The organism is Sphingobium sp. C100 (assembly GCF_000508185.1).
Classification (GTDB): domain Bacteria; phylum Pseudomonadota; class Alphaproteobacteria; order Sphingomonadales; family Sphingomonadaceae; genus Sphingobium.
This window is the reverse complement of the sequence record NZ_AYOY01000147.1, coordinates 1-25,106: the sequence shown is the minus strand read 5'-3', so window position 1 is coordinate 25,106 and position 25,106 is coordinate 1. Positions and strand designations below refer to the sequence as shown.

General features: G+C 62.4%; 31 protein-coding genes and 2 pseudogenes. 8 read left to right on the top strand and 25 right to left on the bottom strand.

Features of this window, described 5'->3' with window-relative positions:
- Positions 1 to 250: 250 nt before the first annotated feature.
- Genes C100_RS36790 through C100_RS36775 form a run of 4 tightly spaced genes read right to left on the bottom strand, consistent with a single transcriptional unit; the run spans position 251 to position 3,724 of the window.
- The gene (locus tag C100_RS36790; RefSeq protein WP_024020085.1) at positions 251 to 1,210 is read right to left on the bottom strand and encodes a hypothetical protein; all 960 of its coding nucleotides are present in this window, start codon (positions 1,208 to 1,210) and stop codon (positions 251 to 253) included.
- Positions 1,207 to 2,454, bottom strand: a complete 1,248-nt coding sequence (locus tag C100_RS47540) for a hypothetical protein (protein WP_161633914.1) — start codon at positions 2,452 to 2,454, stop codon at positions 1,207 to 1,209. The genes C100_RS36790 and C100_RS47540 overlap by 4 nt, the downstream gene beginning before the upstream one ends.
- 52 nt (positions 2,455 to 2,506) lie before the next feature.
- Positions 2,507 to 2,974, bottom strand: coding sequence for a hypothetical protein (locus C100_RS36780; RefSeq protein WP_024020083.1), 468 nt, complete (start codon positions 2,972 to 2,974; stop codon positions 2,507 to 2,509).
- A 54-nt stretch (positions 2,975 to 3,028) separates the two neighbouring features.
- Positions 3,029 to 3,724, bottom strand: coding sequence for a hypothetical protein (locus tag C100_RS36775; RefSeq protein WP_024020082.1), 696 nt, complete (start codon positions 3,722 to 3,724; stop codon positions 3,029 to 3,031).
- Between the two features lie 144 nt (positions 3,725 to 3,868).
- On the opposite strand from C100_RS36775, the gene C100_RS36770 reads away from it, so the two are divergent.
- From C100_RS36770 to C100_RS36765, 4 genes are all read left to right on the top strand, one after another.
- Positions 3,869 to 4,327 carry a gamma-glutamylcyclotransferase family protein gene (locus tag C100_RS36770; protein ID WP_052028295.1) on the top strand — a complete coding sequence of 153 codons (459 nt, stop codon included), beginning with the start codon at positions 3,869 to 3,871 and terminating at the stop codon, positions 4,325 to 4,327.
- Between the two features lie 155 nt (positions 4,328 to 4,482).
- Positions 4,483 to 6,015, top strand: coding sequence for a hypothetical protein (locus C100_RS47535; protein ID WP_052028293.1), 1,533 nt, complete (start codon positions 4,483 to 4,485; stop codon positions 6,013 to 6,015).
- Between the two features lie 132 nt (positions 6,016 to 6,147).
- On the top strand, positions 6,148 to 6,744 hold the full coding sequence (locus C100_RS47530; protein ID WP_024020080.1) for a hypothetical protein: 597 nt from the start codon (positions 6,148 to 6,150) through the stop codon (positions 6,742 to 6,744).
- 22 nt (positions 6,745 to 6,766) lie between these two features.
- Complete coding sequence (locus C100_RS36765; RefSeq protein ID WP_024020079.1) at positions 6,767 to 7,867, top strand: helix-turn-helix domain-containing protein; 1,101 nt, start codon at positions 6,767 to 6,769, stop codon at positions 7,865 to 7,867.
- Between the two features lie 139 nt (positions 7,868 to 8,006).
- Here the strand turns inward: C100_RS36765 and C100_RS36760 are convergent, their stop codons facing one another.
- The 6 genes and pseudogenes from C100_RS36760 to C100_RS0124735 form a co-directional block, all read right to left on the bottom strand.
- Entirely contained in the window at positions 8,007 to 9,137 is a 1,131-nt protein-coding gene (locus C100_RS36760) for a relaxase/mobilization nuclease domain-containing protein (RefSeq protein WP_024020078.1), read from the bottom strand.
- Positions 9,130 to 9,666 carry a plasmid mobilization relaxosome protein MobC gene (locus C100_RS36755; RefSeq protein ID WP_024020077.1) on the bottom strand — a complete coding sequence of 179 codons (537 nt, stop codon included), beginning with the start codon at positions 9,664 to 9,666 and terminating at the stop codon, positions 9,130 to 9,132. Before C100_RS36755 ends, C100_RS36760 begins: the two co-directional genes overlap by 8 nt.
- A 301-nt stretch (positions 9,667 to 9,967) precedes the next feature.
- The gene (locus C100_RS36750) at positions 9,968 to 10,903 is read right to left on the bottom strand and encodes a ParB/RepB/Spo0J family partition protein (protein ID WP_024020076.1); all 936 of its coding nucleotides are present in this window, start codon (positions 10,901 to 10,903) and stop codon (positions 9,968 to 9,970) included.
- Positions 10,903 to 11,667: a ParA family protein gene (locus C100_RS36745; RefSeq protein ID WP_031309518.1), complete on the bottom strand. Its 765-nt coding sequence runs from the start codon at positions 11,665 to 11,667 to the stop codon at positions 10,903 to 10,905. Before C100_RS36745 ends, C100_RS36750 begins: the two co-directional genes overlap by 1 nt.
- 13 nt (positions 11,668 to 11,680) lie before the next feature.
- Complete coding sequence (locus tag C100_RS0124740; RefSeq protein WP_031309517.1) at positions 11,681 to 11,860, bottom strand: hypothetical protein; 180 nt, start codon at positions 11,858 to 11,860, stop codon at positions 11,681 to 11,683.
- 332 nt (positions 11,861 to 12,192) lie between these two features.
- A pseudogene (locus C100_RS0124735) lies at positions 12,193 to 12,585 on the bottom strand (DUF3768 domain-containing protein); the annotation flags it as partial.
- A gap of 335 nt (positions 12,586 to 12,920) precedes the next feature.
- Here C100_RS0124735 and C100_RS47900 point away from each other — a divergent pair.
- Positions 12,921 to 13,238: a hypothetical protein gene (locus tag C100_RS47900; protein ID WP_235219078.1), complete on the top strand. Its 318-nt coding sequence runs from the start codon at positions 12,921 to 12,923 to the stop codon at positions 13,236 to 13,238.
- Between the two features lie 109 nt (positions 13,239 to 13,347).
- Here C100_RS47900 and C100_RS36740 read toward each other — a convergent pair whose 3' ends face one another.
- Together C100_RS36740 and C100_RS48860 are read right to left on the bottom strand one after the other, a co-directional pair.
- Positions 13,348 to 13,881: a hypothetical protein gene (locus C100_RS36740; RefSeq protein WP_024020072.1), complete on the bottom strand. Its 534-nt coding sequence runs from the start codon at positions 13,879 to 13,881 to the stop codon at positions 13,348 to 13,350.
- Positions 13,882 to 13,930: 49 nt separating this feature from the next.
- Positions 13,931 to 14,095: a hypothetical protein gene (locus tag C100_RS48860; RefSeq protein WP_024020071.1), complete on the bottom strand. Its 165-nt coding sequence runs from the start codon at positions 14,093 to 14,095 to the stop codon at positions 13,931 to 13,933.
- A 290-nt stretch (positions 14,096 to 14,385) separates the two neighbouring features.
- Between C100_RS48860 and C100_RS36735 the strand changes: the two genes are divergently transcribed.
- The gene (locus C100_RS36735; protein ID WP_024020070.1) at positions 14,386 to 14,820 is read left to right on the top strand and encodes an antitoxin Xre-like helix-turn-helix domain-containing protein; all 435 of its coding nucleotides are present in this window, start codon (positions 14,386 to 14,388) and stop codon (positions 14,818 to 14,820) included.
- Positions 14,817 to 15,236, top strand: a pseudogene (locus tag C100_RS0124725) (RES family NAD+ phosphorylase); the annotation flags it as partial. The gene C100_RS36735 and the pseudogene C100_RS0124725, both read left to right, overlap by 4 nt.
- A gap of 65 nt (positions 15,237 to 15,301) precedes the next feature.
- On the opposite strand, the gene C100_RS49540 reads toward C100_RS0124725, so the two are convergent.
- Positions 15,302 to 15,670 (bottom strand): response regulator, encoded by a 369-nt coding sequence (locus tag C100_RS49540; RefSeq protein ID WP_442800315.1) that lies wholly within the window; start codon positions 15,668 to 15,670, stop codon positions 15,302 to 15,304.
- Positions 15,671 to 16,156: 486 nt separating this feature from the next.
- Between C100_RS49540 and C100_RS0124715 the strand changes: the two genes are divergently transcribed.
- Positions 16,157 to 16,585: a thermonuclease family protein gene (locus C100_RS0124715; protein WP_031309512.1), complete on the top strand. Its 429-nt coding sequence runs from the start codon at positions 16,157 to 16,159 to the stop codon at positions 16,583 to 16,585.
- Between the two features lie 174 nt (positions 16,586 to 16,759).
- On the opposite strand, the gene arsH is transcribed toward C100_RS0124715, so the two are convergent.
- The 12 genes from arsH to C100_RS36680 form a co-directional block, all read right to left on the bottom strand.
- Entirely contained in the window at positions 16,760 to 17,500 is a 741-nt protein-coding gene (arsH, locus tag C100_RS36725) for an arsenical resistance protein ArsH (protein WP_024020066.1), read from the bottom strand.
- Positions 17,500 to 17,955 carry an arsenic resistance N-acetyltransferase ArsN2 gene (gene arsN2 / locus C100_RS36720; protein ID WP_235219077.1) on the bottom strand — a complete coding sequence of 152 codons (456 nt, stop codon included), beginning with the start codon at positions 17,953 to 17,955 and terminating at the stop codon, positions 17,500 to 17,502. The genes arsH and arsN2 overlap by 1 nt, the downstream gene beginning before the upstream one ends.
- Positions 17,928 to 18,992: an ACR3 family arsenite efflux transporter gene (gene arsB, locus C100_RS36715; RefSeq protein WP_024020064.1), complete on the bottom strand. Its 1,065-nt coding sequence runs from the start codon at positions 18,990 to 18,992 to the stop codon at positions 17,928 to 17,930. Before arsB ends, arsN2 begins: the two co-directional genes overlap by 28 nt.
- Positions 18,989 to 19,420, bottom strand: a complete 432-nt coding sequence (gene arsC, locus C100_RS36710) for an arsenate reductase (glutaredoxin) (RefSeq protein ID WP_031309511.1) — start codon at positions 19,418 to 19,420, stop codon at positions 18,989 to 18,991. Before arsC ends, arsB begins: the two co-directional genes overlap by 4 nt.
- Positions 19,420 to 19,947: an arsenate reductase ArsC gene (locus C100_RS36705; RefSeq protein WP_024020062.1), complete on the bottom strand. Its 528-nt coding sequence runs from the start codon at positions 19,945 to 19,947 to the stop codon at positions 19,420 to 19,422. The genes arsC and C100_RS36705 overlap by 1 nt, the downstream gene beginning before the upstream one ends.
- 12 nt (positions 19,948 to 19,959) lie before the next feature.
- Entirely contained in the window at positions 19,960 to 20,292 is a 333-nt protein-coding gene (locus C100_RS36700; RefSeq protein WP_024020061.1) for an ArsR/SmtB family transcription factor, read from the bottom strand.
- 98 nt (positions 20,293 to 20,390) lie between these two features.
- On the bottom strand, positions 20,391 to 20,804 hold the full coding sequence (locus C100_RS36695; RefSeq protein ID WP_024020060.1) for a single-stranded DNA-binding protein: 414 nt from the start codon (positions 20,802 to 20,804) through the stop codon (positions 20,391 to 20,393).
- A 481-nt stretch (positions 20,805 to 21,285) separates the two neighbouring features.
- A complete protein-coding gene (locus tag C100_RS0124710; protein ID WP_024020059.1) occupies positions 21,286 to 21,915 on the bottom strand; it encodes a hypothetical protein in 630 nt (209 codons plus the stop codon).
- 227 nt (positions 21,916 to 22,142) lie between these two features.
- Positions 22,143 to 23,090, bottom strand: a complete 948-nt coding sequence (locus C100_RS36690; protein WP_031309507.1) for a DUF2493 domain-containing protein — start codon at positions 23,088 to 23,090, stop codon at positions 22,143 to 22,145.
- 244 nt (positions 23,091 to 23,334) lie between these two features.
- Positions 23,335 to 23,781, bottom strand: coding sequence for a hypothetical protein (locus C100_RS0124705; protein WP_031309506.1), 447 nt, complete (start codon positions 23,779 to 23,781; stop codon positions 23,335 to 23,337).
- A 27-nt stretch (positions 23,782 to 23,808) separates the two neighbouring features.
- Positions 23,809 to 24,732: a hypothetical protein gene (locus C100_RS36685; RefSeq protein ID WP_024020057.1), complete on the bottom strand. Its 924-nt coding sequence runs from the start codon at positions 24,730 to 24,732 to the stop codon at positions 23,809 to 23,811.
- Positions 24,725 to 25,106, bottom strand: a 382-nt coding sequence (locus C100_RS36680; protein ID WP_024020056.1) for a DUF6927 domain-containing protein, incomplete at its 5' end; no start/stop codon positions are given. The genes C100_RS36685 and C100_RS36680, both read right to left, overlap by 8 nt.

Sequence of the window (25,106 nt, the reverse complement as noted above, 5' to 3'; positions counted from 1 at the left end):
CGATATTGAAGGGTGCGGCGCGCACCAGGATTGACGAGCGCCTCGGCAATTTGCGCAGCCGATGCACCACCTTCGTGCTGCCCGACAGCAGCCTCGATCGCCTCAAGATCGGCTTGGGGTATCGGTCGTGCCACGGGGCCTCCTTAGTTGCGCGCAATCTGAACCGCGCAACTAAGTGAGTCAATGCGCAACCATTTCGAGAATCGCGCAATTATATCCATTTCGCGCAATCTTAGTTGCGCGATGGCTGTCAGTCGTCCTTGGCAGCGATATGGCTGCAATATGAGCAAATGCCCTCATCGAAGCCAGCAAGCGCATCCTCGATTGGAATCCGAGAGTGACAAACCATGCAGTTTTCCCATTCGAACGCTTCGCCGCAAAGCGCGCAACCACGCTCAAAGTCGATATAGGTGTCTTCACCACAGGCCGGACATTCGAACACCGGTCCGGATTCGGCGCTGTCCTTCATTCGAATATAGGCTTCGGTCTCAAGCGCGCGACCAACCGCTTCGAGAATCGCGGCCTCCACAGATGGCATCGCACCACAAGCGTTGCACACCAACGCCATCTGCGCTTGATCGGTGTTGCCGGCCTCTGTTTGCGCGACCAGATCCGATCCGCAATCGTCACAGCGCAGATGCGCGTCGGCCACCGTCGCAGAGCGCCAAACAACGGCTTCGAACGTTGTCCGGCAGCGATCTAATTCCAGCTCGTACAGCGCACGCGCTTCGAGCATCGTCGCCCACGCATCGCCCAATTGGACGCGGGGATCTTCGCCCGCCAACCGAAACAGCTGTGCCGTGACCGGGAATGCCTTGGCGACAATCTCTCGCACAACCTGCGACGGCTTGTTGGTAAATCGGTGCTCAACCTGGTTGCGGACGTCGCTCAAGTCGGTCAGCGCCGCGCGGTCGATCTCCAGACCAAAATCCTTGAACCGCTTGCCGATTGTCGCGAAATCGATGGTGGTCTTGCTATCAGGTACATAGTCGACCCCACCGGCTCCATCGGGGACCGGCTTGTATCGCGCGCCAATCACGGCGTCGGGATCCGCCAGCGGCACGCGCCGCACGAGGACTTCCTTGGCGAGCAGCAGGACGCCGGCATAGAAGTTGCGGACCGCGGAGAGCGATCGCTCGGGGCGATCGAGCGCATAGTCCTCGATGCCCATCCGAATGGCCGCGACGGCATTCTGGAACATAGCACTCACGATGTAGGTGCCCCTTCCTCTTGTTGAGGGGCGCCGGAAAAGCGGGGCTTGGGAAACTCGCCATGCTCCATCGCCATCGCGAACATTTGATAGAGTCCGTTAATCAGCCGCGCCGGCGATGAGAGGCGGAGCGCCACCAGGTGCAGCGCGGCATAGTCGAGCAGCACGCAAGGCTGTTCGCAAGCGCCGGCAACCGCCAGCACGGGCACACTGCAAGCCTTATAGTCGTCATCGAACATCTCACGCACGACGACGAGGCCGACGATGGCGCGATCGGCCACATCGACGGTGCGCGGTCCGTCCGGTGTACGCAGAACCAAGGAGTCCCGTTCAAGAATATGGGTGAGGGCTCCCCGCAGCTGCTTTGCGCCCTTGTCGATATGGCTCCGGATCACAGCGCGCTTGCGGTCGATCGAACGGCGGAGCGAGGCCTCCGTATTAGGGCTGTCCTTCGCCTGTACCACCAACACGACCTCGTCGGTCACGACAAGAACATCCGTCAATTCGGTCCCGCTGTCCTCTCGCATCGGATTGAGAAAGATCGCCTCGCCGGGAAACGCCCGTCGCAGGAGCGAGACGATATCGCGTTCTTGAAAGGCGCCAGGCTCGTCGCGTTCGAGGCTCGTCATCATCACGAGACCATCTGAGCCCTGGAAATCATATGCGTCACCTCGGGCGTCGATGACCACCATATCGTCGGCATAGAGGCGCTCACCCAGCTCCACGACGAAGGCCCCGTCATCATCCTCTGCGGTCCTGAGCCCAAACCAGCCGCCCATCGCCTCATAGGTCGCCGCCAGATCATCCACGTCGAGCGTCGGAAAGCGCGTCTCGGCTATTGCCGTTCGAAAGCGTGCAACCTCTCGTACATGGGAGCGGGTTCCCATGAGCTCCCGATCATGCTCATCGAAAAAGAAGAGGTCGAAGCTATCCTGACCGAGCGCGCCGACGAGGTCTCGCAGCATATCGTCACCGGCATAGAGCGGCGTGAATAGCACGAGCGGCTCATCATGATCATCAAAGAAGGCGGTCATGAAGCCCAACGATTGGCCGGGAACGTCAATGTCGGGCACCAGATAGATCTTGAACCCGTTATTGATGCGTGCCGTCAGGATGAACTCCTTACCGGCCTTGATGATCAGGCTGAATCGTCCGTCCGAAAACTGAACCGGCTGAAACCCGTAGATCAGCTGACCAAGGTGCGAGAGAATCTCCGGATGATCGAGCGAGAACATGGGGGCCATATAGAGGCCGAGCGCCCGATTGGCGAAGCCTTCCGAGCGAGCGACGCGCCCGCTATTGAATTCCCCGCCGCTTGATTGAGGCGAGGATCTTGCGGTTTATCGTGACCCGCGTTTCAAGCTGCTTGGCCGTCAGATTTCGCTTTTTCATCGTGCTTTGTTGAAAGCCATACTCCCACGCATTGATGATGCCGCGTTCATGAAAGAGCACAGTTGCATCCGCGCCAACGCTTTTGGTGATGTCAGCTCGTATGCGTTTGATCGAGGCGAAGATCAGATCCGATCGGAAGCCCAGAAAGCGCTTCACACAGACATTGCCCACATCGACATGGATGTTGGTGAGGCGATTGGCGATCGTGCACAGCTCGATAATGGGAAAATGGCTGCACAGGCAGGTTTCGGGGGTCTCAGCCTCGGAGATGCCAACCAGATACCATTCGCTTTTCGCTGTCTCCCAGTCGATTGCCCGGCTCCGCGACAAAATCTCCGCCTTCAACTGCTGGAAGTTGTAACCGTCGCTCATCGCCCAAGCATATCGTAACGCTGCGACAACGACGAGTCCGCCTTGCTCGGCGGACTATTCCGACCCTCCCAAAGCTACGAAATCTTCGACATCTGCATATCTGGCGGGCTGGGGCGTAAGGCGTTCCCAGGCCGCGGCAATGCGCTCTGCCAGCCCATTGGGAAACATCCGCCCGCTGATCGACCATAGGGAAGAGAATGTGTTCCGGCTTTTGAACTGACCGGCAGGGAAACCCAGCGGCGTTTCGATCACCATCGCTCCATCCAGGCCATCCACCCGAGCACTGTGCTTCAGGGCATCATTGATCAGCCAGGCTACTGTTTGATTGCCGAGGCGTTCGGGCGGACTGACGAACACAATGAGCCCGTAAGCATCGGGCATGTCGAGGGCAGCTCGTGTTGCCGCAATCTGACCTCGAGCCGAGGTCACCTCTTTGCGAACACGCGCGCCCACCACCCTCAAGGCCTGTTCGGCGATCGGTTTTGGCAGGTCATGAAGCCTCACATTGACCGTGCCAAACACGATTGGCCCGCCAAAGGCCGCATTGCGCTCCATCACCTCACCAAGCTTGGTCGCGACCTGTGGATCTTGTCTGCGGTCGCTTGTGAACGACTTCACTTCAGCGATCAGGTTTTCCGACAGGAACACGACATCGGCACGCTTGCCGGCGTAGCCGGCCGGAAGCGCATCCTCCGCGTGAATCCCGCTCGCTTCGCACAGGACAGTGGTGATGAGTTCGTGTTGATCCATAGTCGCAAACTAGCCGACGAAGCCCATCCACACGAGCGCTTCGTTCGAGTCCATGGCATACCCTGGAGAGGGCGGATAGCGATGGCGGAGTGATCCATGCTCGCACAAGCTGGCGCGCGTGCAGATTGTTTGAGAAGGGTGGGCATGACCTTTCTGTACTTTGCCTATGGATCGAACATGCTGACTGCGCGCTTGCGCGCCCGATGTCCAAGCGCACGCATCGCCGGGACTGGTAACGCGGTCGGTTCTGACCTCGCGTTTTCGAAAGCGAGCAAGAACGGATCGGGTAAGGCAACTTTGATCACTTCCGCAGACGCCGTGACGCCCGGTGTGATTTTCGAGATCGCCAGTGCCGAGCTGCGGGCACTGGACCGCGCCGAAGGCCTGGGCGTGGGCTATGAACGCCTGGACGATTTCATCATCAGGAATGTCGCCACAGGCGCGAGCGTCTCAGTTACAACCTATCGTGCGACGGTGACTGACGATGCGCTCATGCCGTATGACTGGTATCTGGCCCTTGTCATTGCAGGCGCCCGTCGTGCCGGTCTCGCCGACGGTCACATCGAACGGCTGCTTCAAATCCCCCCATCTCGTCGATCCTGACCCAGGTCGCGCGGCGCGCCGCGACGCCGTCCATGCGCTCCTTTCGGAAGGTTTCGACGACTATCAGGGCTTGCTAAAGTCCAAACTCTAGGGCGCGTCCACGTGCAAGCGAACAGCCTAATCAAGGGCTGAGCCTCAATTTTGCGCCAATCGTCTTGCAGACCCGCGCGATATTTCTCACCAGTGGTACGATGAGAACCCTTCAATTCGAGGTGCCCGACTTCGCTGCGATGTCGGATGACGAAGTCCAGCGCCATGTGCTGGCGCGCACGAAGGATGGGCGATGGAGTTCGCAAACGCGCTGGCTCCTCGAACAATTTGGTACCAACAAGCTCGACCTCAACGAGGCTTGGGCGCAAACTTGGATCGACTGGCAATGTCCGTGTTGCCTGCGTCGCAAGGCCGAGATCGCCAGGCTCACGGAGACCCGAGTCCTGCTCTGCCAGCTCGATTGGCACCACGATCACTTGGCCGATGCCGCCAGCGAAGCCATGCGCGACAGAGCACTTGCTGGCATTGAGGGTGACCTGCTTGTCGTGCGCAAGCGAGCCTGCTCGGCGGCCCTCCCGCTAATCTCGCGTTTCGGCCATGTTCTCATTTGCAACGATTGCAACGCAGCCGATGCAGCGATGAAAGCGCGCCTTGGCCGCGATGTTCCGCGCACCTTCAGCTTCAGTCCGGAAGAGATCGCACGGTTCGTCAAGCCAGCACCGCATGCGAGCCACGCGCTGGATGAGGATGTCGGAAGAGCTCTCTGGCCCGCCGCGCTCGCGCAATACAGTGAGCGCATGGCGTTCGCTGCGTCGATGGGCGAGCGCATTGCCGCGGGTCGGCATGATCATGTAATTCACTCTTATTCGGATCCCGCGCGAGACTATGAGGATACGCGCCTTCTCTATCGCCTGGCGCACGAAGCCGGCGGCATACGCAACCGGCCAGATGGGATCGGCGAGGCCCTTCTTGCGCGCTCGCGTTCGACTGCGGGCCGATCCACTACGGGAAAGAAGCGAACAACAGCAAAAGTCCGCATCCCGAGCGGCGATGAATTCCGAGCGATCGACGAAGCGCAAACGCGTGCGTCTCCGCCTTGGCGAAACGCTGGCCCCACTTGGCAATGCCCCGGCTGCGCACGGTCAAAATTTGAGATCCTTAGATTATCGAACAAAGGCAGCTGGCGGGCAGCTATTATGCTGCTCAATGACTTTCGTCCGGAGACGGACCCGGAGTCCCTCCATCGGCGAGATCGCGGTCAAAACCTGCCGATGGTTCTTACCGTCCATTGGCAGGTCGGGGTCTGCCATGATTGCAGGCAAATCGTTACCGATGGCATGGCAGCGCAACCTGGAGCCGAGCAGGACAGCATCCGCGTCGCCGATCTGCGATCCCTCGTTGGCGACGCGCTTCCCCATACCCGGCATAGCGTCGTAAAGGACGCCATCCTCAACCAGATAGACTCCAATGCAGGCTGGGTCGCCGCCGTGAAGGATTACTGGGCACATCGCGAAGAAGTGCACGCTGTCCACTTTGAGCGGTATCGGATGATGCGCACTACTGGTGTCAGCAGCGACGCTGCACGACGAGCCCTCGTGCCAACGTTGGTCGCTGCCGCAAAATTGCCGGCTGTCGCCCCGGAGGCTTGGTTCGATTGGATGATCGCTGAGAGCGAGCGGCTTTCGCGCGAAACGTAAGGAGCTTCGCGTCTGTCGAGATCCGTGGCGAGATCTGACACCTTCGAGGCAGATCAGTTTACAACCGACACATTGGTTGACAAAAATTACGTTTAGCCCATACTGACGCAATAATTTGCCGAGGGGCCTGGCATGACATCCAAGACGTTTCCGTGGGACTACCATGCTGATCTTACCGAAGAACGGGTGGTGGCGGTTGCCCAGATGATCAGCGACGGGCGGCAGATGGCTGTTGAGCTTTTCGATGAAGAGGCGGGCGACGATGGGTGGACCCTCGGATGTCGCGCTTTCCAGTTCGGACGGGCGCGCATCCTGCGTGCCGGCGACAGGGACGAATATCCTTGGCTCGCAGTGATCGATCGCACGCTGGGGTTGATCTTCACGATCGGGGAGGTGCCAGTCCGCATTTATCGTGGGGAGGCTGACGAGCCAACCGATCGCACCCAGCGCCAGTCTTTCAACGAGCTTCGCCAACTCGGCTTTTCGTTTGGTGAGCGGGACGAAGGCCGGGAACTCGCCTACCGCTACGCGGTCGAAACCGATCTCGACGGCAGTGTCATGGCGATCAAGTTTGTCGGTCTACGCGGTCAGACCGCCGTGCTCAATTGGGAAGTCCCGATCAACCTGACACCGGATACGGGCACCGTGGGACGTGCGGCGACGGAAAGCGTCGATCTCGATGCTCCCTTGGTTGGCGTGCGCGACCGGTCCAGCAAAACAGCTGAATAGCCTTTTGGCGCTGGGAAACGGTATGGCCAATGGCGCATTTCACGGCGAGCGGCTTCGACTGGCTCGCGTCGCTCTAGGACTGACTCTTGATCAACTGGGGATCAAGGTCAGTGCGACGCGTCAGTATCTCAATCAGCTGGAGCAGGGTACAAAATCGCCCACCGAAGATATGTCGGAAGCGCTGGCAGATGCTCTGGGCGTGGCAACCCGGTTTTTCGCCTTGCCCGCGGACCACGGAATTCGGTCCGAACAGTGCCATTTCAGGAAGCAACGCTCAACGCCGGTTTCCGTCGTGAGTCAGGTGCTCGCGCGAGGAACGCTGTTGAACAGCTTCGTCAGCCGTCTTGATCGCGAGCTGGATTTCCCCGCTGTCTCGTTCCCGGACCTTCCGGCGAACACCGCGCCCGAGATTGAGGATGCCGCTGAAGCGGCGCGCCAGCATTGGGGTCTTGGAACCGGGCCGATCTCGAACATGATGCGCGTCGTGGAAAATGCTGGAGCCGTGGTCGGCTTCTTCGACGGCGTCTCCGAGCGGGTAGACGCGCTTTCGATTGATTGCCCGCGGCCAATGATAATCCGCAGCGAAGCCAAGCCTGCAGCTTGTCGCCAGCGGTTCGATTTGGCTCATGAAACCGGCCATCTCATCATGCATCGCGGTGTTCAGACCGGCGACAAGCTTACCGAAGACCAGGCCAATCGCTTTGCCAGCGCGTTTCTCCTTCCCCGAGCCTCGTTCATCCACGAGTTCCCGCACGGTCGGTTTCTGGACTGGACAACGATATTTGGGCTCAAGCTTCGTTGGAAAGTCTCGGCAGCGGCTATTTTACGTCGCGCATATGATCTTAAAATGGTGTCGGCCGATCAATATCGGACGGGCTACATCCATCTGAGCAAAACCGGCCAAAAGCGCTTCGAAAGGCATGACGACGAAATTCCAGCCGAGATGCCCGAGCTCCTTGCATCCGCCGTCCGTGCGCTCGAGGCTGCTTTTCCAGGCGGCGTCGAGCGTATAGCGAATGAATCCGGCCTCAAGCCGGCGATGCTTTCGCACGTTTCGGGCCTGGACCTGCCCTCGTCCGTCACAGACGAGAAGAACGTGATTCCGTTTCACCATTACGTTTAGCGAGCCACAATCCAAAATGACGGGTGAATAGCAAGCATCGGTCGATAGCTGTGCCGCAGAAAGACCTATTACCTGCCAGAATTGTCATTTTAACAGAGACTGGCCAATTTGCTTTTTCACTTTATCATCAAGTCAACTTCTAACGATCGCGGTCCCGACGTTTTCGTTCAATCGGCATTTGCCTTTCAGCAATATGTCTATCGGTGTCGCGCGAGCGACTGCCCGCTGACGCTGCTTTCCGATCGGCCATCATGATCTCCCGCGCCCGCTCCAATCGCCGAGACACCGCCGCCGGCATATCGGCTACGAACCCTGCAATATCCTCGGCCAGCGCGCGATCCTCGTCTTTCCCGGTCGCCGCCAGCGCGGCGGCGGCATCTGCGTAAGCCCCCCGGATTTGCTTCTGTCGGCCCAGCGCCAGCACATCCTCCACCCGACGCTCCGGGTTCTGTGACCGTGCGAAAGCCTGCGCGCGCTCTTCGATCAGCCGGTTGAGATCCAAGTCCCTCCCCTGCCCCGCTGTCCGCGCCTCCAGATGGTGCGCCGGCGAACGCACCCGCTTCTGGACATGGCCGCGCGCGCGGCGCGGCGTCGCTTCGGCGGCGATGCCGCGCTGGCGCAATTCATGGGCGAAGCTCTCCCGCCAGTGATGGAGATCGGCTTTGCGCGGGTTGAACCGCGTCCCGTCCTGGCCCTGAGTCGCGACGGTCAGATGGACATGGGGGTGCGCGGTGTCGGTGTGCAGCGCCACCATATAGCTGAACTGCCCCTCGAACTCCACGCGCGCGAACGCCTGGACGGCATCATGGATGGTCGCGGCATCGGTTGTACCGCCAGGCATCGACAACACCATCGACATCGAGGTCGGCCGGTCCTTGCCATGCGCGTTCATCGCCTGATCGAGCATGTCCCAGTCGGCGGCAATCGCCTTCAACCGCTTTTCATCCGTGATGATCTCGCCCTCGCTGCTGCGGATTTCGAGCTTCCCGTGACGCGAGATGTAACCGAAATGCTCGGCAAGATGCCTGGCGCCACGCTGTTTGCCCGAGATCTTGACCATGACCTCGGGGGCCTTGCGCACGATCCGCTCGAGCTTGGCCCGCGCCTCGGCCGCCGACAGCGTCGGCGTGGCATTGCTCCCGCCGCTCCCCTTCCCGCCCGAGCGGATCCGCAGCGTGCCCCCGCGCAGGCTGCGCTTGCCCCCGGTCGGCGGTCGCCAGGCTTCCATCAGACTGGGGAGCGGCAGGACACCGTCGTCATCCTCATTCATCGGCGGTGTCCCAATAGGCCATGTCACCCTTGAGCGCGCGGCCGAGCACGCGGAGCTGATCGGCAACCTCATCCCGGAAGGAAGCGACCCGCGCGGCCTCGCGCGCCAGGTCGAGACGGGAATCTACCATGGTCGCGGCATGCAGCGCATGGACCGCCTGGTTGAGATTGATGCCGATCCGGTTGAGTTCGCGCCAGGACTGCGCGATCAGCACCCGGTCGCCACGCGGCGGTGGCGACGTCGCATGCAACCGTCGGCGCAACAGCATCACCAGCCATTCGGTCCGTTTGAGGCCACGCGCGTCGGCCGCCGCATCGAGCTGAACGACATCCTCGCGCATGAGCCGAAGCTGCAGCCGGTCGGTCGTGCGAGTCCGAGGCAGTGCCGTCTCGCTCGACGCGTCCCCGGCAGCCTCAAGCGCACCGTCGATCAGCTTGCGCAGGAGCGCTGAGCGACCGCCGGCGGCAGTCGCCTTAGCATCGAAGCGCGCCGCGAGATCATCGGGCAGACGGAGGCCAAAAAACGCCACACCCCATTGCTATTGTTTAACAATGACGGCGCCAAGCCTATCCGGCCCTCACCTAAAACCACTCGTCTTATAGTCTGCTTGAACAGACTCCGCCCCTCTTCAAGCGACGTATCCAACTCGACCTGGCCTCGATGGGAAAAGAGAATATCTCCGAGCGAACCAATTCCCTCCGCCCGTAAAAATGAAGACAGCCGCGCCCCTGAAGAAAGGGGCACGGCTGTCAAAACTGTCTGAAAAGCTCGATCGTTTCGACGCGGAGTGAAGGGTGATTGGGTGCGCCCCGGCCTACCCCGCCGATGGTTTACTCTATGGCGATCTCGGCAACAGGCGCTTCGACCTCCTGGCCGTCGTCGAACGCCACCCGAACGCGCTCGGGCAGGATCAAACGTCCTGTCCGCCCACCCACCGTCACCCGAACCGCATCGAGCGGCCGAGGCTGCGGCGGCACCTCCGTTTCGAACATCGACCGTAAACCGGCACCGGCACGAACCGGCCGGCTCGGCGCAGCCCGCTCGGCACCCTGCCCGTTCGGTAGCGCGGCGACTTCATGCCGACCGGCGACGGGCAGAGCCTCGGATGCCTTGAGCCCCGCGATGAATCGGCCGCCCTCGGCGAGGGTGACGCTCTCATCGCCAAGCCCCGCGACATAGGCGCGCACCGCGTCGCCATGAGTGCGGGCAGCCCGGTGGAGGTCGTAGAGCAAACGGATCGGCATCTGGTCGATCGCCGTTCGCAACCAGGGTGCCATGTCGGCACAGGCGGCGTAGAGCGATACGAACTGCTTCGAGCGGCCGAGCGCGCGGGCGATCTCCGCCTGGGTCACGCCGGCACCCAGCATGCGTTCGATCCCGGTCGCCAGATCATGGGGGGTCAGGCCCGCGCGCTGGTCATTCTCCACGATCTGATCGGCGAGCGTGTCGGCGCGGTTCACCACCGCCATCACGATCGCCGGGATAGTCTCGCGCCCGGCAAGGCGCGATGCCCGAAAGCGCCGCTCGCCGACGCGGATGACGTGAAGGCCGTCGCCATTTTTCGGGGCGACGATGATAGGCTGCAGGACGCCGCGCGCGGCGATCGAGGCAGCAAGATCCTTGAGCTCCGTCTCGTCGAACACGCGCCGCGGATTTTCGGGATCGGCCATGATCCAGTCGAGCGGCAGATCCTCGACGCGTCGCGCGCTATCGTGGAGACCGACAAGCAGCCCGAACTCTTCGGCGCGCTGATCGAACTTGCCCATCACGCCGCACTCAAATGGCGGACGTCCATCCGGCGCACGATCTCCGCCAGGATCGGCCGGATTTCGTCAGCGGCCGCTTTGGCGCCGCTGCCGGTTTCGCTCCACACCGGATGATGCTGTTCGGCCGAATGCTTGTAGGTCGGCCGCGCCTTGATGAAGGCAGGGAACATCAGCTTCTCGCCGACGGCGCGGGCGAGCTTGACCGCATTGTCCATTTCGCGGCGGTCGAACGGATTGACCATCGAGGGCAGCAGCCCGAGAAATTCGACCTTGCGCCCGCCGCGCGCGCCTTCGGCTTTTTTGAGCGCGGTGAGCAGCATCTTGGCGCATTCGATCGAATCCTCGGCGACCTGAACCGGAGCGATCACTGCGTCGGCCACCGCCATCGCGCTCAAGGTCAGCTCATCCCATTTGGGGCCGGTGTCGATGACAATATGGTCAAAATGGGCACCCAACGCGGGAAACCGGCCAAGAAAATCGCGCACGTCACCCGCTGCCTTGACCATCTGCAGCCGCGGATCGGCGGCGAAGACCGTGATGCCGGGCGCATCGGTAAGCTCGAGCCGCGCCTCGGGATCGAACAGGTCAGCCGCGAACCACCCGGTCCGCTCGCTGGCGAGCCGCCGCGTGGAACTGCCCTGCGGATCGAGGTCGAGAAAGGCGATGCGATTGCCGCCTTGCTCGGCCAGATACCAGGCGAGGTGCGTGGCGAGGAAGGTCTTGCCGACCCCGCCCTTGAGCAGGCTGACGACGATCGTCTTTATGGGCACAGCGCCGTCACGATTCATAGTCGTCGGGACCATTGCGCAGATTGCGCTCATAATGGTCGCGCGATGACCAGTCGCCACCGCCGCCGATCCCCGGGCCGACATAGCGAAACAGGTAAACGGTGATCGCGAAGCAGACGAACGCGAATACGAACGCATGGTCGGGATGGCGGGAAAAATAGTCGGCCACGACGAGTCTCCTTGGGATGTTCGAGGGACACCGATCTGTCCCCTCACCGCGCAGCAAGATGCGGACGCTCTCGCCGCGCAGCCTCCCCTCTCGTGCCGGGGAGCAAGGCCCGACGGGACGTCTGGGCGGCACCGCCGACAGTCTGCTCAAGCAGACTTTTCGGCTATCCCCCCGGTCAGGGGGGGTGGCCGGGGTCACTCGCCAGGGATGGGAAATCTGGTCAGGCCGACGCCGGGCGCAACCGGGTACGCAAAGCGATCCGCGCGGGCGGCACCGGCGAATCCTTTCCGTAAAAAAGGTGGCCCCGACAGGGTCGGGGCCATGATAGCTCGATATTCGTGGGTGAGAAGCAGCGTCAGCACGCGGGTGGTGACGTCTGGATCTGTCGGGTCAGCCGATCCGTATGTCAGCGCGCGATCATAATAATCGATCTTCCAGTACAGCGCCTCGCCCGCGAACTCAAAGCGACCGAAATCACGCTCCCCATGCGGATCGACGTCGGGACCAAAGGCGTCATAGTCGCGCACCGTGCGCAGCAGTTCGGCGCGGCGCTGGAACCCGCGAAACAGGCTGGTATCGCCGATCAGGTCGGCGACCCCGGCGGTCATGACCACCTGGTTGACGCCCGGGTTATGCATGGACTGGCGCAAGGCATCATTGAGCCGCGCGATGGTCGCGATGCGCTGGTCTGCGGATAGGACTTTGTCATTCTGGGGGTCGGCCATGACGTTCGACTTTCCAAGCTGTGTCAGACCCCGCCGATCGGGGCCTTCCGACAGGCGACCGGACCGCCGGGGCATAGCGCGCCCGCGCACCCGACAGGGTCGCAACGGATGTGGAGAAGCCCGGCACCGGGCTTGCGCTGGCAAGTGCCGCGGCGAGGACGCCAAGCCAGGAAGGGACCGTTGGTGCGGCGGTCAGAGGTAATAAGGAACGGCATGGCCGACTTTTCAGACGTGCTGCTGGACGCGCGAGCGAGGGCTTCGCTATCCTTGCGATCATGACAGACACCGCCCGGATCATTGCCCTATGGCCACGCTGGACATCGAGCGTCGGCGGAATGCAAAAGCTGCAGATCCAGGTTCGTACCCAGTGCCGTCGCTGCGGCGCCCTGATGCGCGGCGATCTCGACGAGCTGGTCGCCCGCTATGGCGGGAATGCGTCGTTGATCGATCGCCAGGAGCGATGCCGCATGGTCGCGTGCGATGGCGCGACCTTCTACCTCGCGGCCCGGCGCTATGGTGGACCGTGGCGGATCCTGGTCGATGATGCGGCGTTGCGCGACGGGCTGAGCCTGTGCCCGCCCGCGCATCTAGCGCATGGGCGACCAGCCCCTGTCGCGAATGCCGCAGACCTGCCGAGTCCACAGCGCCGTTGACGACCTGCCCACGGCAGGGATCGTGACCCGCATGGGCCGAGACCCCGCACGGGGCTCGGGGCGGTCCGCCTAGAGCCCGGTCCGGCGCAGCCGGAGCCGCCCTGCCCGCTTAAGCCCCCTTCGCGTTAGCCAGATCACCGAACAGACGAAGCAATATCGCGTCCAACGTTGAGACCTGCTCAAACCTGGTTATCCGGACCTTGCGATGGCCCGGCCGCGCATTCTTCTCGCCCTGCGCCGTCCCCTTGCTATGTCTGGCTACGGCGAAAGCACTGATGTCGGGAAGAGGCTCGCCCGGCCCCGCGCCGAACCACAGAAAATGATCGAAGAGGAGATCCGGCGTCACCACGATCCAGACGACGCATCCGCTCGGCTTATCCATCAGCTTGAGGCTGACCTTGACCTCGTCGGTCTTGCCGCCGACGACTTTGGTCTTGAACTGGATATGGCGGGTTACGCGACCTTGGGCCATGACCAGGTCATAGCCGCCCGCGTCGAATTCGGAGCGCAATACCTCGACGTCGGTCACACCCAGTTGCCACAGGCGGCGCAGCGCTTCACCGACAAAGACATGCTCGACAATGCGTTCCCGCAGGGTCGAATGAATGAAGTGCGGATTCGCTTCCTCGGTAAGATCGTCCAATCAGCGCTCGCATAATAAGGGCGGGGGCGGACGCCCCCGCCGGAAGGTTTCAGCTGAACGGATCATATTCGTTGATGACGACCACGTCGCCGTCAATGTCGTCGGCGGTAATGACGGCGAACTGGTTGCCGATCCCGATGACCATCGTTGCGATCATCAGGGTTTTGGAGAGGCTGAGCGCATTCAGGCGGGCGATCTTGATGTCGGTGAACATGTCGAGGCTCCTTGAAAGCCGGCGGGTTCATCCCCGCTCGACTGGCGCCCGAAGTGTTTGGTGGGTGGCCGCGATCACTTTTTGCCGCAGGCCAAAAGCCGTAGCGAAGCGACCGGACCCTTTATGGGTTGATCGCATTAGGCCGCGCGCCGGACCAAGGATTGCGCCTCAAAGAGCGGGGTGAAGCTGCCGGCCGGAAGAAGTCATGGCCCCACCGGACGGATATCACCGTTGCTTGCGCTTGCCTCATGTGAGACATATATCTGCATCAGGTGAGACAGGAGCAGCAGATGGCGAACCAGCCCGTGACGATCGAGACCCTGCTTGGGGTTGCGCCCCGCAAGGGCGACACGCGCCTGGGGCTGAGCTATTCGATTCTCGAAGGCCTGCCGGTCGGCGCACTCGACCATCTCGCCGACACCGTCGCGCCGGGCGACAGCCGCTTCAAGTTCCGCCTGATTTCCAAGGCGACGCTTGATCGCCGCAAGAAATCGGCGTCCAAGCGCCTGACCAGCGAGGAAGGCGACAAGCTCGCGCGGATCGCCAAGGTGTTCAGCTTCGCGCTCGATATCTATAAGGATCCCGCCAAGGTCCGCGACTTTCTCGGCCGCGCGCATCCCATGCTCGACAACAAGCCGCCGCTCGACGTGGCGCTGGCGACGGGTCCGGGAGCCGATGTCGTCATCAACCTGCTGGGACGGGCGGCGTATGGCGGCGGGGCGTGAGCGCCCAGATCACCGACCGCGTGCTGACCTGTTATCGGATCGGCGATCCCGATGGCGCGCATCCGATCTATGACAGCGAGGGCGCCCGGCTCTATCCGGGACGGTGGAACACCGCGGCCAGCCCGATCATCTACACGTCAGAACATTATTCGACGGCGATGCTGGAAAAGCTCGTCCACGCGAACACGGTGATGCCGCCCAACCAGCATTATATCCGCATCACGATCCCCAACGGCGTCAGCTACGAAGTCTTCCCGACCGCGAAATTCCCCGGGTGGGACGGCAAGCGCGAAAACATCTGCAAGACCTTTGGCGAGGCGTGGTTCGCGGCAGGGCGCTCGGCGCTTTTGCTGGTGCCTTCGATCCCGGCACGGGTGGAACGCAACATCCTGATCAATCCAGCACATCCTGACGCGCAAGCAATCAGCTTCGAGCTGATCGCGCCTGACCGGCCTATTGGGATTAGACCTTTTCAATTGCCTTATTCGCCGACAGCCGGTCCGCCGGCATTAAGAAGCTGCGAAACAGCGGTGACGATCTGGCCAATCGCGAAGGGCTTGGCGATCAGCACACTGTTGGGGACACCGTGCGATGTCCATTCATGGCCGCTCGCACCCGACATATAAATGATCGGGATATCCGCGGTGAGCTCGCGAGCGCGTCGTGCGACGTCCCAACCGGTCAGTTTCTTAAGCGCAAGGTTCACATCGGTGACGATCCCCCGGATGACAGGATCGCCTTTTTCCAACTGTGCGATGGCCTCCTCGGCGGTGTGTGCTGCCACGACGGTGTAGCCGGCATCTTCCAGACCCGAGACGACGATCTCTTCGATCAGCGTCTCGTCCTGCACCACCAATATGAATATGTCGTTGGTCAAAACCGGTCCGTGCCTTGGTAAGTGGGATCGCAGTGTCGCTTTCCCGAAACGACGTCAGATGCCCAACGCATTTGGTGGGCAAAATCATCCCCAATCGTCGCGATATCTCGCACGCTACCATGCCCGGCGTTACTCAAGCCATATGCGGGTGGCTCGCCGGATCTCGACACTTGATATATGTTCGCTCTTTGTTCTACTGTGCGGCCATGCTCCGAGTCGATGAAGACAGTCTGGCCCTCCACCTCGAGGTGTCCCTCGCCACGGCCGAACCGGCCCTTGTCACCGATATTGGGTGTGGCGATACCGTTGCACGCCGGCGTGCAACGGCGGAGTTGGCGCGACACCTGGCAGTGCGTTTGCGCTGCTACGATATCCTCGCCGACGAGCCCGCCGCGAGGTCGGATACATTGCCGCTCTTCCCTGAAGCATGACGCACGCCACCTCCCGGATTGAGCGCTGATGCTCGCTATATTTCTGCTTGCTGTGGCGGTTGTGCCCAGCGGCCAATCGTTCATCTGCACGCCCGTCAGGGTCTGGGACGGCGATGGCCCGATCTGGTGTCGCGAGGGACCACGGATCCGGCTCGCTGGAATCGCGGCGCGGGAGATCGATGGCTCGTGCCGCAGGGGGCACCCCTGCCCGCGCGCCAGCGGCATTGCTGCGCGCGACACGCTGGTGCGGCTGCTCGGCGGCACGAGAGGCCGAACCGGAACCGGCCACATCCTGGTTGCAGGACCAAGGCTCCAGTGCCGATCGAACGGAAATGCGAAAGGCAGTCGCACCGGCGCTTGGTGCACAGCGCCTGTCATCGGCGATATCAGTTGCGCCATGATTGCCACCGGCATGGTGCTGCGCTGGAACCGCTATGCGGCAGGCCACTGTCGCTGAGGTGATGCGGAAGGGCGAATAGCGAAATCCCGCCGCTCCTCGGGTGTCCGAAATCTACCGACATATTTCTGACATCCTGATTTGCGCCGCGCCTACCTTCGATGCCGTGATCGAGAGCGTCGCGACCCAACAGAGCCAGCTCAATACGACAGTTCCGTAAGGGCGTGCTTCGGGTCAGCCGACGGCTTGCGTCGCGAGATCCTTGTCCGCATCGCGCCTGAGTATCGCTGCTTTGCGCTCGGAATAGCGATCGACGAGCTGATCGGCATGGCCGCGCGTGAGGATCGTGAAGCGAACGAGCTCCTCCATCACGTCGACGATCCGGTCATAATAGCTGGATGCCCGCATCCGGCCGTCCTCGCCGAATTCCTTGAAGGCCATGGCGACACTCGACTGGTTGGGGATGGTGATCATCCGCATCCAGCGGCCGAGCAGCCGCAATGTGTTGACCGCGTTGAACGACTGCGAGCCGCCGGACACCTGCATCACCGCGAGGGTCCGCCCCTGGGTCGGGCGCTTGCCGCCGAACTCCAGCGGCAGATGGTCGATCTGCGCCTTCATGATGCCGGTGATCTGGCCATGCCGTTCGGGGCTGCACCACACCATCGCTTCCGACCACAGCGCATGCTCGCGCAGCTCATGGACCGCCGGATGATCGTCACCCTCGACCTGATCGGGCAAGGGCAGATCGCTCGGATCGAATATGCGCACCTCGGCGCCGAACAGGATGAGCAGGCGGGCCGCCTCCTCCACCGCAAGCCGGCTGAACGAACGCGCGCGCAGCGAACCATAGAGCAGCAGGATACGCGGAGGTGGATTGAGAGGACCAAGGCCCGCCGCCAGATCATGCCGGACCATCGCGCGATCGAGCGCCGGCATGAGATCGGGATCGGGAAGTGTACGCAGTCGGGACATCAGCAAATCCGTTTGAAAAGAAAGGCGGCGCTCGCAGGGCAAAGCGAGCGAAACTCCGCGCTGTCGGCGATCTCCGCCGGCGCAGAGGCGCGGGGTATCCGGGCATAGCCAAAGCGGCGGAAAAAGGACTCAGCCGTCGTGGTCAGCAGATAGAGGCCGGTCGTGCCTTCATAAGCGGCCGCGCGTTCGAGCGCGGACAGCGTGGCACTACCCAGACCCGCGCCGCGACGCGCCTCCACGACGATGAAGGAGCGCAGCAACCGATCGGCTCCAGCGCCTTCCACGCCGCCATAGCCAATCAGACCGTCCTCATCGTCGAACCTGTAGAAATGACGGCCAGGCGCTGCGATATCGCTCGCCGGCAGTCCTGCGCCAGCCAGAATCTGCCCGAGCGCGGCCAGCTGGTGAAGTTCGACGCGCGTAGCGATCATGTCGTCGCCCGCTGCTCGTACCATGGCCGCGTCGCCTTCACGATATGCACGACCGAGAGCATCACCGGCACCTCGACCAGCACGCCGACGACCGTCGCCAGCGCAGCGCCCGAGTTGAGGCCGAACAGGCTGATCGCGGCGGCAACCGCGAGCTCGAAGAAATTGGACGCGCCGATCAGCGCGGCAGGCGCGGCAACGCACCAGGCCACGCCGAACCGGCGGCTCAGCCAATAGGCGAGGCCGGCATTGAAATAGACCTGGATCAGGATCGGCACGGCGATCAACGCGATGACGAGCGGATGGGCAATGATCGCCTCGCCCTGGAACCCGAACAGCAACACCAGCGTCGTCAGCAAGGCGGCCAGCGATACGGGGCCGAGCATTGCGAGCAGGCGATCCAGCGCGGGCTCGCCGCCGGATGCCAGCAGCACGCGCCGCGCGATCTGGGCGACGATGACCGGTACCACGATATAGAGCAGCACCGAAATCAGCAGCGTGTCCCATGGCACCGCGATCGAGGCGACGCCGAGCAGCAGCCCGACCAGCGGTGCAAAGGCGAAGACCATGATGATGTCGTTGAGCGCCACCTGGCTCAGCGTATAGGTCGGCTCGCCCTCGCAGAGGTTGGACCAGACAAAAACCATGGCTGTGCACGGCGCGGCCGCCAGCAGGATCAGCCCGGCGATGTAAGAGCTGACCTCGCCGGCAGGGAGCAGCGGACGAAACAGCCACCCCAGGAAGACCGTGCCCAGCAACGCCATCGAAAAGGGTTTGACCGCCCAGTTGATGAAGAGCGTGACGCCGACCCCCTTCCAGTGCTGGCGCACCGACCCCAAAGCACCAAGGTCGATCTTGAGCAGCATGGGAATGATCATCAGCCAGATCAGCGCCGCCACGACGAGATTGACACGGGCGATCTCGGCCGCGGCGATAGCGGCGAAGAGGCCCGGCAGCGCATAGCCGAGCGCGATACCCACGATGATGCACAGCGCCACCCACAGGCTCAGATAGCGTTCGAAACCGCTGATCGCCGGTTTGGTCGGCGCGCTAACAGCGCTCATCCCTCGATCCTCTTGCCGGCGGCATCGGTGACCCGCTGGCCATCCTCCTTGGTGAAAGCGCCGCGCTGTTGGCTCGGCAACAGTTCGAGCACTTCCTCGGACGGTCGGCACAATTTGACGCCCAGCGGCGAGACGACGATCGGCCGGTTGATCAGGATCGGGTGGGCGATCATGGCGTCCAGCAATTCGTCATCGCTCAACGCGGGATTAGCGAGGCCGAGCTCATGATAGGGTGTGCCCTTCTCGCGGAGCAGGTCGCGGGGCGTAATCCCCATGCGCCCGATCAGCGACGCGAGCCGCGATCGGTTCGGCGGCGTTTTGAGATATTCGATGACATGCGGCTCGATGCCGGCATTTTCGATCATCGCGAGCGTGTTGCGCGACGTTCCGCAATCGGGATTATGATAGATGATCACGTCGATAGGCATCACGCAGCGTCCCCGCGACGAGTGCTCGCGCCTTCGACTTGGCCGATTTCCCGAACATGGGCGCGTAACGCCAAGGCGTCGAGCCGGTCGAACGGCAGCGCGATGAACAGCTTAATCCGATTTTCCAGATAGCGCAGCGCCGTCACGAACGCCCGTTCGCGCTCGATCGTCGGGCCTTGGACATGGCTCGGATCCTCAATGCCCCAATGCGCCGTCATCGGATGACCCGGCCAGATCGGACAGGTTTCGCCGGCCGCGTCGTCGCAAACGGTGAATACGAAATCCATGGCGGGCGCATCGGGATTGGAAAACTCCTCCCAGCTTTTCGACCGTAGACCGGCGATCGGATACTCGATCCGCTCGAGGAGCGCGATCGCGTCCGGATTGATCGCACCCTTGGGAAAACTGCCTGCGGAAAAGGCGCGAAACCGGCCCTCCCCCAGCTTCGTCAACGCACTCTCGGCGAGGATCGAGCGCGCGGAATTGCCGGTGCACAGAAACAGGACATTATAAATGCGGTCAGACATGGAGAAGCTCCGTCAGCAGCAGGGAATAAGCTCGGCGATCAGCGGTTCGCACAGCTCTGCCCTGCCCCCGCAGCAGTCCTTGACGAGGAACAGGGTGAGCGCTTTGAGCTGGTCGAGATCGGCGCGGTAGATGATATGGCGGCTGTGGCGCTCGGCTCGGACCAGACCGGCGCGAGCAAGTCCGGCGAGATGCGAGGACATCGTATTCTGGGGGATGTCGAGCTGGCGGGCGACGTCCCCGGCGGCGAGGCCGGCGGGCTCATGGCGCACCAGCAACCGGAAGGCGTCGAGCCGCGTACTTTGCGCCAGTGCGCCAAGAGCATCGATAGCAGAATCATTATCCATATATCGATATTATTGGATATATGGATTTCTTGCAACCGCCCTAAAGCCGAAAACAGCAAAAAGGCCCGGTGGCTGATGCCACCGGGCCTTTGCGGCTCTCAGAAGGGAATTTCGTCGTCATCCACCGAGCTGTCGTTGCCGCCCTGGCCGCCGCTCGCGGACTTGGCGCGGGTCAGGAAGGTCACCTCGTCGGCGATGATCTCGACACCGTAGCGTTCGATATTCTCGTTGTCGGTCCAGCGGGTGTAGTGGATGCGACCGCGCACCATCACCTTCATGCCCTTGTCGACATATTGTTCGACGGTCTTGCCGACGCCGTTGAAGCAGGTGATCCGGTGCCATTCGGTATCTTCGATCCGACGGCCATTGTCGTCCTTGATGGTCTTGCCGTTGCTGTCCCGCTTGGGCCGCGAGGTCGCGAGGCTGAAATGGGTGATCTTGGTGCCGCCCTGGGTGGTGCGGGCCTCCGGCGTGGCGCCGACATTGCCGGCGAGGATGACGAGGTTCTGCATGTCGAGGTTCCTTTTTTGGTGCCAAAGGGACCGTCCCTTCGACTGACCCCCGAAAAAGGCGGGCATGGGCGGTGCCTCCACCGGAGCGCGTCAGCAGCGCAGGGGAACCCCGACACAAGGGGTGGTGCGGGCAGCCGTGGCACACGGCAACTCGGCCCGAAGGGGAGCGGGTTGGAGGCACCGAACGACCGACTTAGGGATCAGGTCAAAAAGAAGGGATGGTCGCTTAGGTTCTATGACACCAGGAACCGGTGCAGAAACCCCACCTCACCGCTGCGACAATCTACGCCCCGCAGAGCCCTCATAACCGCTGAACGGCACATTCTCCCATTTCTGACCCGCCCGCAGCGAAGCGGCGATGCCCGGTCCGAGAAAGGAGGTGATGGCTCTGTCGTCCGTGTTACGGCAGGGTCACCCCCGGCCTCAACGGGAGCGAAAAATCCGTCGTCCATCAACGCGCCGGGCTGCCATTGGAGCGCGGTTATGCGATCTGCGCCCGGATTACGGCAAGGAGACGGTCGACGCACAGCGAGGCGTCCGTCACATCGAAAGGTGAAGCCCTGCCCCGGAACATCGCGTCGATTTGATGGCGGCCATAGGCAGGCGAAAGGATAGCCGCGAGCTGCGGCAATTCCGGTGGGAAGCCCGACAGGCCCGTCGCCACGGCAAGCGCCAGGGCCTTTTTAAGGTCATGCCGAATATGGACGCGGTTCCAGTCGTCGGCATAGCCGGCCTTCATCAGATAGGCCTTGAGGCTGAGTTCGATCGCGATGGCCAGCGAATGCGCAGCGCTCGCCGGAGCGATCCCGACGCTTGCCGACGCGCCGCGGGCAAAGCCCGTGGCATTCTCCATGAAAATGTCGATCAGCACCGGATCGACGTTTCCGGCGAAACGCCGCGCAGCGTCATCGAGCGTGGCGGCCGATAGCCCGAGCAGCCAGCGCGGTCCTCCGATATTGCGCAGATGGCGCAAATGCGCCGAACCGGGTTCATCGGCGTCGGTGCCGGCCGACCAGCGCAACAGCAACGCGGTCTTCCAGCAGCGCCCATGGCGCTGTCGGAATGCAAGCAGAGCGCGCAGTTCCTCATCATGCAAATCGCGCATCATCATCTCTCTCTCATTTATGGCAAGGCGACGGCCGGCGCGGCGTGAGCAACGCGGATGGCTGGTGGACACTGAAATGGATCCGCGCTGCGGACACGGCCGACGGATTCCGGCGCTATTCAGCCAAACCAAACACGCCTCGGCACCCTCCCCTCTCGCTGGCGGGAATTCCGATGGGACAACCGTAAGCAGAGCCAAAAAATGGGCCGCCGGCAAACCGGCGGCCCGCGGCTTCAGCCCGCAACGCGACGAGCAGCTGAAGGAGGGCTTCCCAATGGGCCGCGACGATCAACGACCCGGAGTCCCCGAGCCTTGGCTTCGATGACAAGCCGCTCCGTCACGCCATTGCCCTGGAAGGCGATCACGAACCTCGGCTTGAGCGAGAGCATCTGCTCGTTACGACGAAAGCCAGCGCGATCTCCGAGTTTGCGATCGAGACCGAACCGCACCTGCTGGATGCCATTCTGCTCGGCCCAGGACGCTGCAAGCCGTTCGATACCCTTCATATCGCCGCCGTGTACGAGATACATGTCGCCGACGTGGGCGCGAACCTTGTTGAGGGTGGCCAGCAGGTTATCGGCGAACGTCTTCATATCGTCGTCGTTGGCGAAGGTGAGGCGGCCACCGGCGAACACAACGGGCGTACCCTGCGCGGTATTGGCGTTCAAAGCCCGCTCGCGGCGCGCCCGCAGGAAGGCATGGCCATCGACGATCCCGGCGGTGACGCCGAGCGAAATGCGGTTGCCGGACGATGGCACCCACGACCTCCCGGTCTCCCGGATATAGTGCGCGGCGGCCACATCGCGCATAACCTCGAAGGCGCCGGCGGATTCCTCGACCTTCTTGGCGAGATCGATCTTTTCCTCCAGATTGGCCGTGCTGATTTCGGAGCCGTCCTGTTCGGCGAGGAGCAAGCGAATGTCGTCGGTCAACCGGTCGACCAGCCCGTGTTTCTTGGCGGCGGCGCGGTGGAATAGGTTCACCAGCCCCCAGCCCAGATCTTCGATGTCACGCTCGATCGACGTGTTGCTCATCGTTGTGAAGAGATCGCTCCAGATTGCGGTAACGGTCTGTTCCAGCGCCTCGGTTGGTGGCGGCGCCATGCCACTCAGGTCTTCAGCGCGGGGTTCGAGGTGCCCTAGCTCCAGTGCCGCGAGTGCGGCTGCAAGCGATGTGGACATGATAGCGAGCCTTTCTGTCTGTGCCGGCGGCCTCTCCGCCGGATGCGCATCCTCCGGGCGCTCGCAAAAGAGGGGCTGGCACCGAGGCACAGCCGAGGGAAACTCGCGAACAAGGGGTGGTGCGGGCAGCCGTGGCACACGGCAACTCGGCCCGCCGTTCGCGGGTTGCCAGCGCCTCGCGGGCGCCCATATGCAGCATCCTCTGGCGGGGAGGTGTCGTCACAGACCGGTTTTCGCTTTGTCCTCAGCCTGTGCCGTCGATCCGGAACGGGGCTATCTCCAATTCCGCCGCCGCGAGATGCGAGAGCACCGCCGCGTAGCTGCCGAGACCGCGCACCGTTTCCGCCGAGATTAGGATCTCGTCATCGTCCGAGGCGCTGAAACTCCGAACGGTCGTGCCGTCAAAGACCACCCGCTCCGGGCCAAACGCCCCAGAAGCGCCGCCCGCCCAGCGGGCGAAGACAAGCGCATGATCGACACAGAAAGTCTCGATCGCTTCGAACCGGCCCCAGGCAACCTCATGGTCGGCCAGGTACAGGGGAACGCTCGGATCGAGATCGTCCGGGTCGAACGCGGTGCCCTCCCAATCCGTGAAGGCGCCGTCGCTCTCGACGGCAGCACAGAAGCCGGGAAGGTGTTCAGGGGACAGCGATCCGCCGATGCGGATCGCGACAGAAGCGCGATCGGCCATGAGAGTCTCCGTAGCTAGTGAGGGGGGTCAGCCTGTGGACTGACCACGGTGGAATGCGTCGAGCCAGCGCGCCATCGACATGCGCTGCTCGACGGGCTTGCAGGCTTGCGCCGCCTGGAACGCGACCAGCGCGAGCGGTGCATCCGCCACGATCCGATCAACTTCGCTCGGCGAGAGAAGGCCGTGCTGACGGATATAGGCGGTGATATTGCCCGGTCTCGGTGTCGCCCCGCCTCGCCCGACAACGGGCTTGCGCCAGAGGCCATCGATCGTGCGCAAGCGAGGTTTTGCGCGAGCCTCCATCAGAACGATGGTGCGCAGTTCATCCTTAGAGAGTGCATCCACTTCGTGCGGCCGCATCGCGGGACAGAAGAAACAGGAGGATTTGGGTGGTACAGGCAGGCCCGCACGCTCAATGCGTGTAATGCAATCCGCCCGGGTCCAGCCCAGTTCGCGAAGGGGATAACGATAGTCATAGCGAGGGTCGGCATATCCCTCGGCGTGCGCGTAGCGACGCTGATCGGCACTGGAACAGTCATATCCGATCAGTTTGACGACACGTCCGCCTTCTCCCCAGCACCGTATCGCAGGCGCCCATTGCGCCGTCCATTTGTCCTGCGGCGCCACCTTCCATTTGAGCGAGCACGACCCCCGCCCAAATGCTTTGGACGGCAGGGTAGCGTTTGTCAGCATGTTGGTGCCCAAACTATCATAGGGCGGCCAATGCTTGAAATTTCGCGGTTCGTAGCGGACGATGTCGGACGCCACATTGTGACGGTTCATCCAACGACGAAAGACCGGGATGAAAGCGTAGGTATCGGTCTTCTCCGAACCGGTATCGGCGAACAACACCATATCGATCGGCTCACCTCGTTCGACGAGCTCGATGATCATGGCGGTGGAATCGACGCCAGCGCCCCAAGCCGCGATCACCGGCGCGCGCTCAACCATCGGTCGAGTCCTTCGGGACGATGGTCGGGTTGATAAGCCGGTATGCGCGCGTCCTGAGCTTCGCAATCCGGCACACGGCGCCGGTTATGGGATCGCGAAATAGCGGTGCCTTGCCCTTCGGATTGGCAATGACCGTGAAGCGGGCGCGATCCTCGCCGTCATTGAAACGGATGGACTCGTCGAAAACGATGGTCTGTCCCGGCTTCGGGACCGGCTTCGCCCGTTCTAGCTTGCGGCGAACAAGGTTGGCACGGCAGCGTGCGCGCCATTCGGAGGCATAGGCGTTGTAGGTCTCGGTCAATTCATCGAGAATGGCAGCAGGGCAGTCGCTTTCGCACGGTCCCATCGTTTCCGTCAGTCGGGTAGGATTGGTG